Annotated in this window: 11 protein-coding genes and 1 riboswitch; of the genes, 1 reads left to right on the forward strand and 10 read right to left on the reverse strand. The window is 69.1% G+C overall.

The window, feature by feature from the left end:
- Positions 1-41: 41 nt before the first annotated feature.
- From E0H92_RS18500 to E0H92_RS18515, 4 genes are read right to left on the reverse strand one after another with little or no spacing between them, the layout of a single operon-like run.
- Positions 42-1,052 carry a LacI family DNA-binding transcriptional regulator gene (locus tag E0H92_RS18500; protein WP_131497058.1) on the reverse strand — a complete coding sequence of 337 codons (1,011 nt, stop codon included), beginning with the start codon at positions 1,050-1,052 and terminating at the stop codon, positions 42-44.
- Between the two features lie 58 nt (positions 1,053-1,110).
- Positions 1,111-2,064, reverse strand: a complete 954-nt coding sequence (locus E0H92_RS18505) for a VWA domain-containing protein (protein WP_131462419.1) — start codon at positions 2,062-2,064, stop codon at positions 1,111-1,113.
- Positions 2,064-3,026 (reverse strand): DUF58 domain-containing protein, encoded by a 963-nt coding sequence (locus tag E0H92_RS18510; RefSeq protein WP_131462418.1) that lies wholly within the window; start codon positions 3,024-3,026, stop codon positions 2,064-2,066. The genes E0H92_RS18505 and E0H92_RS18510 overlap by 1 nt, the downstream gene beginning before the upstream one ends.
- 29 nt (positions 3,027-3,055) lie before the next feature.
- On the reverse strand, positions 3,056-4,090 hold the full coding sequence (locus tag E0H92_RS18515; protein WP_131462417.1) for an AAA family ATPase: 1,035 nt from the start codon (positions 4,088-4,090) through the stop codon (positions 3,056-3,058).
- A 194-nt stretch (positions 4,091-4,284) separates the two neighbouring features.
- Between E0H92_RS18515 and E0H92_RS18520 the strand changes: the two genes are divergently transcribed.
- A complete protein-coding gene (locus E0H92_RS18520; protein WP_131462416.1) occupies positions 4,285-5,133 on the forward strand; it encodes a hypothetical protein in 849 nt (282 codons plus the stop codon).
- Here E0H92_RS18520 and E0H92_RS18525 read toward each other — a convergent pair.
- From E0H92_RS18525 to E0H92_RS18550, 6 genes are all read right to left on the reverse strand, one after another.
- Positions 5,130-5,378, reverse strand: coding sequence for a CBU_0592 family membrane protein (locus tag E0H92_RS18525; RefSeq protein ID WP_131289380.1), 249 nt, complete (start codon positions 5,376-5,378; stop codon positions 5,130-5,132). The genes E0H92_RS18520 and E0H92_RS18525 overlap by 4 nt on opposite strands.
- 25 nt (positions 5,379-5,403) lie before the next feature.
- A riboswitch (guanidine-III (ykkC-III) riboswitch) is annotated at positions 5,404-5,471 on the reverse strand.
- Between the two features lie 3 nt (positions 5,472-5,474).
- On the reverse strand, positions 5,475-6,293 hold the full coding sequence (locus E0H92_RS18530) for an aldo/keto reductase (protein ID WP_165549826.1): 819 nt from the start codon (positions 6,291-6,293) through the stop codon (positions 5,475-5,477).
- A gap of 232 nt (positions 6,294-6,525) precedes the next feature.
- Positions 6,526-8,982, reverse strand: a complete 2,457-nt coding sequence (locus tag E0H92_RS18535; RefSeq protein WP_131462413.1) for a LamG-like jellyroll fold domain-containing protein — start codon at positions 8,980-8,982, stop codon at positions 6,526-6,528.
- A 79-nt stretch (positions 8,983-9,061) separates the two neighbouring features.
- The gene (locus tag E0H92_RS18540; protein ID WP_238152732.1) at positions 9,062-10,132 is read right to left on the reverse strand and encodes a lactonase family protein; all 1,071 of its coding nucleotides are present in this window, start codon (positions 10,130-10,132) and stop codon (positions 9,062-9,064) included.
- Positions 10,129-11,718 carry an alpha/beta fold hydrolase gene (locus E0H92_RS18545; RefSeq protein WP_131497060.1) on the reverse strand — a complete coding sequence of 530 codons (1,590 nt, stop codon included), beginning with the start codon at positions 11,716-11,718 and terminating at the stop codon, positions 10,129-10,131. Before E0H92_RS18545 ends, E0H92_RS18540 begins: the two co-directional genes overlap by 4 nt.
- A 59-nt stretch (positions 11,719-11,777) precedes the next feature.
- Positions 11,778-12,707: an oxidoreductase gene (locus E0H92_RS18550; protein ID WP_131497061.1), complete on the reverse strand. Its 930-nt coding sequence runs from the start codon at positions 12,705-12,707 to the stop codon at positions 11,778-11,780.
- Positions 12,708-12,762: the final 55 nt, after the last annotated feature.

A 12,762-nucleotide genomic window follows, 5' to 3' on the forward strand; every position in this document is an offset into this window, starting at 1 on the left:
CAACCTCGCCGTGTCAACTACATCACCGTCGTGTCGCGATCTCAGCTGGAGCCGCGACGGACCAGCCGGGTCGGGAGAATCAGCGGTGTCGGCGTCTCCCCGGAGATGAGTGCCAACAGCATTCGCGCCATCTCCCGGCCGAGGGACTGGATCGGCTGGGCCACGGTGGTCAGCGGCGGATCGATGTGCCGGGCCCCGGCGATGTCGTTGAACCCCACGATCGCCACCTCGCCGGGCACCGAGCGCCCGGCCTCCTTCAGCACCTGCAGCGCGCCGACGGCCATCTGGTCGGACGCGACGAACACCGCGTCCAGGTCCCCGTGCTGACGGAGCAGTTCGCGCATCGCGGCGGTCCCGCCGTCCTCCGAGAAGTCGCCGTGGGCAACGCGGCTCGCGTCGAGCCCGGCGACGGCCAGTGCCTCCTGGAAGCCCTTGTACCGCGCGCTGCCGGCGCCCTCGTCCATCCGGCCGGTGATCGTGGCGATCCGGGTCCGCCCGCTCGCGATCAGGTGTTCGGTCGCCAGTCGCGCGCCGCCGCGGTTGTCCGCGTCGACGTAGTACCGCGGTTCGAAACCGATCGGGCAGCCGCCGAACACCACCGGTACGTCGGACTTCTCGGCGAGCCGCGCCAGCGGGTCGTCGCCGTGCATCGACATCAGCATCACCCCGGCGGCCTGCCGGGTCCGGAGCAGCTGCTCGAGCCGGGTCTGTCCCCGCGACGACGTTGCCAGCAGCAACATCAGCTCCAGCTCGGTCTCCTCCAGCGCCGCCGAGATCCCGACCACCACCTCGGCGAAGAACGGGTCCGCGAACACCTGCGGGCTGTCACTGGAGATCGCGAGCACCACCGCACCGGCCTGCTGCGTCGCGAGCGCCCGCGCCGTCGCGTTGGGCACGTAGCCCAGGTCGGCGACTGCCCGCAGTACCGCGGCCCGTTTCGCCTTGCTGACGTGCGGGGCGTTGTTGATGACGCGCGACGCCGCCGACCGGGACACACCGGCACGCTCGGCGACCTCGTCGAGCGTCACCTGGCGTCTGGAAAGGTCGGCCACCCGCGTTCCTTACTCTTGGCGTAGGGCGAGCGTAGAACATCACGCCCGGGTCCGACGCCTAGGGGAAGCGCGTTGCGAGGGCGATGCAGGCGCCGGCGGCGGCGAGGGTGAAGAGCATCGCGATTCCGGCGTACCGGGCGGTGATCTCCTTGTCGACCTCGTCGTACCCGACCGAGGAGCCGATGTCCTTGTAGACGTCCTCGAGCTCACCGGCCGACTCCGCGGTGTAGGCCTTGCCGCCGCTGATCTCGGCGACCGACCGCAGCTCGGCGCGGTCCGGTGGGACCCGCTGCCGGATGCCGTCCATCTCGATGAAGCCGGAGTCGGTGCCGAAGCAGATCGTGTACACCGGCGTGCTCTTCGCCTTCGCCGCCTGCGCGCCCTCCTGGGCGGTCCGTCCGACGGTCCGCTTCCCGTCGGACAGCAGCACGATCCGCGCCGGGGCCGGCTCGGTCGGGTGCTCGGGGTCCGGCGGGACCTGGGTGAGGGCCTGCAGCGAGGTGAAGATGCCCTCACCGGTCGCGGTCGACTCGGCCAGTTCCAACCCGTCGATCGAGCGCAGCACGGTCGCTCGATCGGTGGTCGGCGGCACGATGATGGACGCCGTACCGGCGAAGTTCACCAGCGCCACGTTGAACTTGCTCGGCAGCTGGTTGACGAAGTTCTTCGCCGACTTCTTCGCCGCCTCGAGCCGGTTCGGGTCGATGTCGGTGGCCATCATCGACAGCGAGACGTCGACCGCGACCACGATGGTGGCCCGCTCCCGCGGCACCTTCACCTTGTCCTTCGGCTGCGCGAACGCCACGACGCAGGTCAGCGCGGCCAGCAGCGCCAGCCCGACGGCCAGGTGCCGCCGCCACTGCGGGCGGCGCGGCGCGACCCGGTCCAGCAGCGCGATGTTGGTGAAGCGCAGCGCGTACTGCGAGCGACGGTGCTGGAGAAAGATGTACCCCGCGAGGATCAGCGGGATGAGCAGCAGGAACCACAACCGCCCCGGAGACAAGAACTCCATCAGCGAGCCACTCCCTTCGGCGGTTGGTGCAGGCGGGACGCGACGTGCCGGTAGGCGAGCACGAACCGCACGGTGTCGGCGACCCAGTCGCGGTCGGTCCGCAGCACCAGGTGCCCCGCACCTACCCTACGCAGGGCAGCTCGCGTTCGTTCCCGCTGCGCGAGCGCGGCCGTCCCGAACGCCTCCCGGACCTTGCGGCGCCGGGTGTCGATCTCGCGGACCTCGCCGGTCTCCGGGTCACCGATCGTGACGACGCCGATGTTCGGCAGCTCCAGCTCGCGGGGGTCGACGATCTCCACCGCCAGCACCTGGTGCTGCGCGGTCAGCTTGCGCATCGCGCGCTCCCAGGACGGCTCGATCTGGCTGGCCACCTCGCCGTCCTGCGGGGTGAGGAAGTCGGAGACGATCACGCGCAGTCCACGCTTACGCTGCGTCCGCGCCATCGACTCGATCGCCGCGGCCAGATCGCTGCGGTGCGCCTCCTCGTCGCCGTTGAACTGCTCGGCGAGCAACGCCCGCAGCAGCCCGTACAGCGCGAGCCGCCCGGACCGTGCCGGCCAGCGGCGCAGCGCGGAGTCACGCAGCATCAGCCCACCGAACCGGTCGCCCAGCCGGTGGGTCAGGAACCCGACCGTCGCGACGGCCGCGACCGCAAGCTCCCGCTTCTCGAGCGTCGACGTACCGAAGTCCATCGAGCCGGACAGGTCCACCAGCGCCCAGGTCTCCAGCTCACGGTCCGCGATCAGGTCGCGGACGTGCGGAACCGTGGTCCGCGCGGTGACGGCCCAGTCCATCCGCCGTACGTCGTCGCCGACCTGGTACTCACGCGCCTCGGCCAGCTCGGTGCCGGGCCCCGGGAGCAGACCGAGGTGCTCCCCGTGCAGGTAGCCCTCGAGCCGCCGTACGACGGTCAGCTCCAGCCGCCGCAACGCACGCTCGGGAGCGAGCTGCGAGATCGTCATCGCAACTCGTGGGTCAGGGCGGTTGGGCACTACACGAACTCCGGGCGGCCGGAGCCGTCGGTGCCGTCGCGCCAGACCGGCTGCGGCGGCGGGACGGTGGCCAGGATCCGCTCGATCACCGCGCGCGGGTCGATGTTGTCCGCGACCGCGTCGAAGGTCAGGCCGAGCCGGTGCCCCATCACGTCCAGCGCGACGGTCTGGATGTCGCTCGGCAGCAGGTAGTCCCGGCCGTGGATCAGCGCCAGCGCCCGGCCGGCGGCGATCAGGCCGAGGGTCGCGCGCGGGCTGACGCCGAGCTCGATGATCGGCTCCAGGTCGGGCAGGTGGAAGTCGGTCGGCGTCCGGGTCGCCATCACCAGGCGGACGGCGTACTCCGCGACCAGGTTGTGGACGAAGACCTGCTCCGCGGACCGCTGGAGCTCCATGATCGTCTCCGGCTTCAGCACCTGCCGCGGCTCCGGCGGGTCGACGCTCATCCGGCGGAGGATCTCGAACTCCTCGTGACCGCGCGGATGCGGTACGTCGATCTTCACCAGGAACCGGTCCCGCTGCGCCTCGGGCAGCGGGTACACGCCCTCGGACTCGATCGGGTTCTGGGTCGCGATCACGATGAACGGCTTCGGCATCGGGAAGGTCTGGCCGCCGATCGACACCTGCCGCTCGGCCATCAGCTCCAGCATCGCGGACTGCACCTTGGCCGGCGCGCGGTTGACCTCGTCGGCCAGCACGAAGTTCACGAACGTCGGGCCGAGCTCGATGTCGAAGGCCTCGCGGGTCTGCCGGTAGATCCGGGTACCGACGATGTCGGACGGGACCAGGTCCGGGGTGAACTGGATCCGGGCGAACGTGCCGCCGACCACGCTGGCGAACGTCCGGACGGCCAACGTCTTGGCGACCCCCGGAACACCCTCGAGCAGACAGTGACCCTTGGCCAGCAGGGACACCATCAGGGTCTCGACCATGTGCTCCTGGCCGACGATCACCCGCTTGACCTCGCCAAGGGCCTCGCCGATCAGCCGGGACTGCTGGGTCACCGTTCCTGCCGGCACCGTGGTTTCGGTCATGCCTGTCCTTCCGGGGCCCGCACGCGGACCTTGTCATTCACCGTCGTTCCCCACTTCGCAACACCGGCCATTCCATCAGATCACCGGGGCCAGCGCTCCCGGAGCCCCGTCCTATCCTCCCCCGCCGCTCCAAATACCGGGCCCCCGGACGGCTGTCGCGACAGTGCTACCGGGGATGTGGTGGGATTGGGGTGATGACTGCGACCGAATCCCAGCCGAAGGTGCAGCCGGAGGACCGGCCTGCGCTGGAGATTCCGGACGCCCTCCCGCTGCTGCCGGAGGACCCGCCGCGGGTCGGCGAGTTCTGGCTCCGCGGCCGGCTCGGCGCGAACGCCGCCGGCTATCTGTACACCGCCAGCTCCGAGGACGGGCGGGACGCGATCGTCGCGATGATGACCGAGGGATCGGCCGACGACGCCGCCGCCCGCGAGCGCTTCGTGAACGCCGTCGACGAGTTGCCCGAGGACGCCGTACTCGCGCACAACGACTCCGATGACGACGACCTCGCGCTCTGGGTCGCGGTCGGGCCGATCCGGACCGACGACGGCTCCAGCGCGGCGTCCGACGAGCGGCTGATCGCGGAACGCCGCGGCGAGGAGATCCTGTCCGCGGTCCTGATGGACCGGATCCCGCAGCCCGGGAAGCTCCGCGGGCCGGATTTCCGGCACTACTGGGAGAACCGCCGGCGTCCCGGTCTGTTCCGGATCTGGCCGCTGCCGTGGCCGAACGCGCTGCGCCCGGCGTCGCGGTGGGCGCTGGCGCTCGCGTTGCTGACGATGGCCGTGATCATGGCGCTCGCGGTGTTCCTCGCGTGGCTGCTGTTCCGGCACGCCGCGCCGCTGGAGCCGGAGCCGGTCATCCCGACGCCGAGCGGGACCACGACGGTCACGGTCACACCGACCACACCGCCGCCTGGGACCGGCAGCGGCTCCGCCAGCCCGACGACCGGCCCGTCGACGCCGAGCACACCGAGCACCGGCATCCCGACGATCGCGCCGACCGGATCACCGGGTACGGCGACCAACCCCGGCGACAAGTTCTAGTCGGCTTTTTCGCGTCGTAGCAGGTTCAGCAGGCCGAGCAGGCTGATGACGGCCCAGCTGCCCTCCAGCAGCAGGAAGCCCCAGGACTGCTGCACGGCCGCGATCGTTGCCAGCACCCCCGATCCGAGCAGGTTCAGGAGCTGGTACGTGATCGTGCGCTGCTGCAGCTTGCCTGCCTGGGCGGCCGCGAACGCCACCAGAATGGTGAGCGCGCCAACGATTTCGACGACATCGATCGCATGCATAGGACGACCCCCTCCTAGAGGGGCGTAGGCGTCGTCTTCGCAGACCGGGTACGGCGCCACTCGTCCGGGGGCCCGCTGAATTGCGAACTCCTCCTGTCACGATAGCAAACGCAGCAACTCCGGATCCTTCCAGAGCCGCTCCGGCACCGGCTGCCGGACGAGCGCGGCATCGGCGCGGATCTCCGCGGGTGACGACGCCGCGATCAGTACCGAGGTGGCCGCGGAATGCCTGCTGGGGAAGGCGAGCGCGGCCTGCGGCAGCGAGACGCCGTACCGCTCGCACACCGCGGAGAGCCTGCGCGCCTGGATGGTCTCCACGTGCAGCACCTGCGGGGTGAGTACGCCGGACACGACCACGGACACTCCCCGCGCGACGCAGCGATCCAGCAGCGGTTTGGCCGACTGGTCGAGCAGCTCGTAGTGCGCGGTGAGCAGTACACAGTCCAGTTCGACGTCGCGCACCAGTCGATCGAGTTCGTGCCAGTCGTCCGACACTGCTCCTAGTGCTTTGATCACGCCGTCACGCCGCAGCCGATCGAGCACCGGGTACGCCGCGTCGTCCTGCGCGAACACCAGATCGACGGCGAGACCGAGCCGTGCGCTGCTCGCCCGGATCGAGCCCTCCGGGTCGTCGCCGACCACCTTCGTCGATACGAGGAACTCACCCCGTGGTCGCCGCTGCAGGGCCGTACCGAGTCGTTGCTCGGAGTCGCCGTACGCCGGGGACGTGTCGAAGAACCTGATGCCGGCCTGGTACGCCGCGTCGACCGTCGCGACCGCGAGCTCGTCTGCCTTTTGGTCTGCTGTGTCGTCTCCTGGCTCTGGGTTGCCGAGATGTGAGCCGCCGAGCCCGAACCGTGGCGGCCGGAACCGGGCCGTGGTGCGGGGGGCGAGGAGGTGGCTGGGTGCGGCCATCGCCTTCACCTCCGCTGGTCGGTTACCTACCAGGATCGGGGCTCGACGGCTTCTGCGCATCTCGAACTAGGTCTTGTCTGGTGGTCCAGCGCCGTAGCGAGGAGGTGCTCGGTGCGGTAGCTCGGCGTGCGGGGGCGAAGGTCTCGATGCGGAGCATCGTGGCCTTTGCACCCGTGCGGCGAGGTGCCGTGCCGAGTGCCCCGCAGTAGGCGATGGACCACCAGACAAGACCTCAACGTCCGGATTCGTACAGGGCTTGCACCTCCGTGTCGGTCAGGGCCCGGTCGTACAGGTGCACTTGATCGATCGTCCCGTCCAGGAAGTCGACCTGGTTGCCGCCGAACTTCGCCCGGCCGATCACCGTGTTGCCCGTCGAGCTCGAATCCAGCGTGCAGGCGGACTTGGAGGCGACGAGCTGCCCGTCGACGTACAGCCTCAGCTCGCCCTTCACCACATCGCGGACGCCGGTGACGTGGTACCACTGCCCCGGGTTCGGCTTCGTCGGCGACAGCGCCCGGATCCCCGGGAAGCTCATCGCGAACCGCTGGTCCTGGCCGGAGTACTGCAGGAAGAACGCGCTGTCGCGATCGCCGTCCTGGCTGACGAACGTCTGGAACGAGCCGTCGGCCTTGTTCAGCTTCACCCAGGCGCTGGCGGTGTAGTTCTTGCTGGTGTCGAGCAGCGCGGCGCCGGTGTCGGCGTACTGGCCGGCTCCGTTCAGCGCGAGACCTTCGCCGTTCTTGCCGGGCCCGTAGACCGCGCCTTGCTGGAGCGTCGCGTCGTTGTTGCCGACGGCATCTTCGCCGGATCCGTCCAACGGGTAGAAGTGGATGCCGTCGGTCCCGGGTGTGCCCGGGCCGGGATCCGGGGCGCCGCTGCCGTCCCCGTTCGCATTGTCGACAATCTGTTTGTTGATCGTCCGCACCTGGGTGAAGTCCATCTTCGGCACCCGGCGGTCGTAGGTGAAGAAGCCGTTCAGCTCCCCCTCGACGTCGGTGATCTGGGTGTAGACCGAGCCGCTGATCCCGCACTGCTCGGCGGATCTGAGCACATCGGTCTGGTTCTCGACGTACCTGCGGGTCAGAGTCGCCGAGTCCGGCTCCATCTCGTACGCCGACCCGTCGCCGAACCACATGTGGTCGGGCACCTTGAGGCCGAACCCGCCGTGCTCACCGTCGACGGCGGCGCGGTCGCTCGTCGGCGCGGTGGTCGCCGGGCCGAGGTACGCGTGATAGTCGAGGAGGTCGCCGCGACCCGAGTCGCCATGGGAGTTGCAGCAGTTCACGCCACTGTGGGCGTTCACCAGCCGGGACGGGTCCTGCGCCTTGACGTCGTCCGCGATCCTTCCCGTCTCCGTCCGGTCCCATTCACCCCAGCCCTCGTTGAACGGTACCCAGACGGTGATCGAGGTGAAGCTCTTGTGCTCCTCGACCATCTCGTGCAGCTCGGCCTTGAACTGCGTACGCCACGGCTCGGGCATGGCGTCGGTCTTCGACGCCGGCATGTCCTGCCAGACCATCAGGCCGAGTTTGTCGGCCCAGTAGTACCACCGGTCCGGCTCGACCTTGATGTGTTTGCGGACGGTGTTGAAACCGAGTCGCTTGTGCTGCTCGAGGTCGAAACGGAGCGCAGCGTCGGTCGGTGCGGTGTTCAGCCCATCCGGCCAGAAACCCTGGTCGAGCGTGGACAGGTTGAACAGGATCTTCCCGTTCAGCGCCATCCGGAGCTTGCCATCGGCCCCTTTCTGCAGGCCGACCTGACGCATCCCTGCGTACGAGCCGATTTGGTCTACCCTTTTGCCGCGATCGAACAGCTTGACCTTGAGGTCGTACAGGAACGGGCGGTCGGGCGACCAGGTCTTCGGGTTCGGGATCTTCACCCGGAGCTCTGTGCCCGCCTTGCCTCTCACCACGCCGACCGGTCGGCGGCCGTCGTACGCGGTGACCTCAACGTCGAGGTTCGCCGGGCCGGAGGTCTGTGCGGTGACCTTGAGAGTCTGGTTCGCCAGGTCCGGGGTGAGTTGGAGGCGCTCGACCGAGGCGACGTTCACCGGCTCCATCCAGACGGTCCGCCAGATGCCGGAACTGCCCTGGTAGAAGATGCCGTGGTCGCCGACCTCACGCTGCTTGCCGATCGGCTGGTACGTCTCGTCGGTCAGGTCCTCCGCCCAGACGATCAGCTCCTGCGGGCCCTTCGCGTGCAGCGCCGTGGTGACGTCGACATCGAAGCCGTCGTACCCGCCGCGATGCGTGGCGACCTGTCGCCCATTCACCCAGACCTTCGCGTCGTAGTCGACCGCGCCGAAGTGCAGCACGAGCCGCTTGCTCTTCCAGTTATCGGGGACCTGGAAGGTACGGCGGTACCACATCCGGTCCTCGTGCTTCTGCAGACCGGACAGCGCGGACTCGATCGGGTACGGGACGAGCACCTTCTCGCCGAGCGTCCGGCCGAACGGGGGCTGCTCGCCGAGTGCGGCGGGCGCCCACTCCCAGAGGCCGTTGAGGTTGCGCCATTCGGGGCGGGTCAGCTGCGGGCGTGGGTACTCCGGGAGCGCGTTCGTGGGCGAGACCTCGTCGGTCCAGGGTGTTGTGAGGGGCGGCGTTCCGACGTGCCAGTCAGGTGTCGCCTGAGCGGTGGGAACCAGGACGGCGGAGGCCACGAGGGCTGCTGCGGTGAGGAGCTTGAACATGGGTCTGGTCCTTTCGGGGCGGAGAAAGGCGATCCCATGGAAACGTTCTCATCACAAAAGCGCAAGAGCTCGCGCACGATCAAACATTCACGCAGACCGGGGTCGGGGTGCTGAACTCGCTCGTCTGCGTCAGCGTGCCGGCGGTTTGGTCTACCAAAAACGTGGCGACGTTGTTCGACTTCTGGTTGGCGACGAACAGCAGCCGGCCGGTCGGGTCGAATGTGGCATGCCGCGGCCAGTCCCCGCCGCAGCTCGGCGTACCGACCAGCTCGAGTCCCGACCCGTTGGTGCGGAAGATCGAGACGCTGTTGTGGCCGCGGTTGGTCACGTAGACGAAGCGGCCGTCGGCGGAGATCACCACCTCGCCCGGGTAGTTCTCCCCCGCACCGGTCGGGACCGTGTCGAGCACCGTGAGTACGCCGTTGGCATAGCCGCAGATCGTCACGGTGCTGTCGAGTTCGTCGGCGACATAGGCGTAGTCCCCGGACGGATGGAATACCAAATGCCGCGGCCCGGCGCCGGTCTTCACCTTGGCCTGATGCTGGAGGGTGAGCTTCCCGTCGGCGAGCGTGTAGGTGTAGATCGAGTCGGTTCCGAGGTCGACGGCCAGCACGTATTCGCCGGCCTGCACCACCTGATGCGCGTGCGGTGCGGACCCTTCGTGCCGGACCAGGTCGGTTTGTTGCCCCAGGCTCCCATCCGCGGCGATGGGATGGACCGCGAGGTCGCCGGATCCGTAGTTCGCACTGAGCAGGTGGTCGCCGACCTTGGCCAGATGGCACGGGCCGGATCCCTTGGTGGGTTGGCGATTCAGGACCTTCGGCGTCCCGGAGATGTCGATCGCCGTCACCGCGCCGGCGTCCTGCTCGTTCACGGCGTACAGGAAGTTGCCGTCCCGGATCACGAAGGACGGGTCTGGTATACCAATTATCGTTCCGGTCCCGGTGATCTTGCCGCCGGCGTCGTACGCCGCGATGCCGATCCCGTCGCCGTACGTCCCGAGGTACAACGTGCCGCCCGCCTCGTCGCGTGCTCCTCGGCCTCCGGTACCCGCGTGGGCCAGACGTTCCGGGGCCTCGCGGGTCGCGGACTGGTGCAGCGGGACGAGGGCAGCGATGAAGCCGAGGAAGCCCCGGCGGCTGAGGTTCACGCCGCCACCGGAACGCTGACCCACGACGGGTCGCCAGCCGGCGAGCTGAACGTCACCGTCGACCCGACCATGCTCCGCCCGAGGTACCGGGGATCGACAGTGTCCACCACCAGGACGAGATGATGCCCGGCCGGCACCTCCCAGCTCATCGCCTCCAGCCGGACGTCCAGCGGGATCGCCTTACCCGGCGTCGCCCCGCGCAGCGTGTACGGCTTGTGCGAGATCAACGAGCCGACGCCGAGCGCGTCGACGTCGTACAGGTAGGCGAACAGCGACGTACTCGCCGCCGACGGCTTCACGGTGAGATGCATCGTCGGCGACCCGTTGACCACGGTCGCACGATCGAAGGCCGGACCTGACCAGACGCCTGCGAACGACCTGGCCACCAGCGGCGTCGCGACCCCGGTCGGAATCGACAGGAGCCCTTGCAGAGCACCCGATACGAGCGCGACCCCACTGTCGGCAACGGTTGGTATACCAGCGCCGATCGCCCGGCTCCACCCGGTCGACGCGTTCGCCTGCAGCGCACCGGCCTTCGTCAGGTACGACGTACGCGCCTGGCCGACCGCTGCCCAGCTCGCATACCCGCGCCACACGCCGCGCTGGGATTTCAGCTGCACCGGCGCTTCCGTGTCGGCGCCGTTGTCCGCGCCGGTGAGGTAATGCCGCAACCACCCGGCGAGCTCGCCCCACGTCTCATTTGGTAGACCAATCGCCCCGCTCGCCTCCGGTGTGGCGTGATCGCCGTGCGCCAGCAGCAGCCGCTTCGGGCCGGTCAGCGCGGTGAAGAAGTCCGTGTACTGCGACGGCGGGAAGATCGAGTCCTCGAACGCGTTCGCGAGAAAGACCGCCGGCTTGCGCGCGTTGATTTGGTCTACCATCGTCGCCGCTGACCGCACGGGCGACAACTGCTGCGCCTCCGCGATCGCACCGTCGAAGTCACCGGTGACGAATTTCGTCTGCAGCGACGCCATCTCCGGGCCCGGCCTGCCGGTGACGTTGCCCAGGGCAAGCAGCCCGGCGACGGCCTGGAGCGCGACCGTACCGTTCGGATCCAGCGACCGGATCAGGTCCGCCCAGCCGCTCATCGCCCCGACCGCCTTGATCCGCGGGTCCTTCGCCGCAGCGAGGAGCGAGGTACCGGCGCCGTACGAGATCCCGACCGCGCCGACCCGGCTGGTGTCCGCGGGCGTGTGCGCGTCCGCCCAGTCGATCACCTTGCTGACGTCGGCGACGGTCGGCGGGCCGGCGATGTCGATACCGCCGCCGGTGTCCCAGAAGCCGCGGCTCGAGTACGAGATCACCTGGAACCCGGCGGTGGCCAGCTTCGCACCCTGGCCGACGTACTCGACGTTCGGCACACCCCAGCTCGACGGCATCACCACGAGCGGGAACGGCCCGTCGCCCTGCCCCGTCGGCGTCAGGACAACGGCGCCGATCTCGATCCCGCCGGCGCCGGGGATGCGCTGGTACGACGTACTGAAACCCGGCGCGCTCTGGCTCGCGTCCGCGCGCGGACCCCTCGCGATCAGGGACACGGCGATCAGGGTCAGGACGACCGCTAGGGCGGCGGCGAACTTGCGCACTGGAGAACCTCCGGCAACTGGAATTACCGGAGGGTAACCAAAAAGTTCCCGCTATGTCACTACTTCAGCACGGTGAGTACCGGATCGACCCCTGTTGCCTCGACCGACCAGGCCCAGAGTCGCTCCGCCAGCTCGGGATCCTGGGCGGCGCGGCTCGGCAAGACGACCTTCGGCGTACCGCGGTATTCGAAGAAGCTCGGGCCGACGAACGATCCAGGACGCAGATCCGGGTACGTCGCGGCGTACAGACTCGGCCACGCGCCCGCCGCCGCGGACTGTGCGACCACGCGCGTCGCAGCGGCCCACAACTGCGCCTGAACGGCACGCCCGGCGAGCTCGGGACCGGCTGCCTGCAGGTGGGTCGACGCGTACCCGGGATGCGCCCCGACGCTCAGCAGATCGACCCCGGCGGCACGGGCGCGACGGTCGAGTTCCAGCATGAAGAGCAGATTGGCGAGCTTCGACTTCCCGTACGACTCCCACTTCCGGTAGCTGCCCGCCGGCCGGCGCAGGTCGTCCTCGCTGAGGCCGCGCACGGTCCTGTGCATGAACGAGCTGACCGTGACCACCCGGCTGCCCTTGAGCAGCAGCGGGAACAACCGCCCGGTCAGCGCGAAGTGACCCAGATGGTTGGTGCCGAGCTGCAACTCGAACCCGTCGAGCGTCTGCCGGTACGGCGGCGCCATCACGCCGGCGTTGTTGATCAGCAGATCGAGCTTGTCGTACGACTTGACGACCTCCTCGGCCGCCCGCTGAACACTGGCGAGGTCGGCCAGGTCCAGCTCGAGGACCGTCGGCGCCCGTCCGGCCTTCTGCGTCAGCGTTTCGGCCACCTGCGCGGCCTTCTCCGGATTCCGCGCGGCGACCAGCACATCCGCGCCGTGTCTGAGCAGTTCGAGCGCGGTCTCGTACCCGAGTCCGCTGGTCGCGCCCGTCACGAGCGCGAGTCGTCCGGTGAGGTCGGGAATGTCCGCCGTACGCCAGGTCATGCGCCCACAGTAGTCGTGGGCGCACAACCTGGTGTCGTTGGCGGTGTTCTCAGAG

The organism is Kribbella speibonae (genome assembly GCF_004331375.1).
Classification (GTDB): Bacteria; Actinomycetota; Actinomycetes; order Propionibacteriales; family Kribbellaceae; genus Kribbella; species Kribbella sindirgiensis.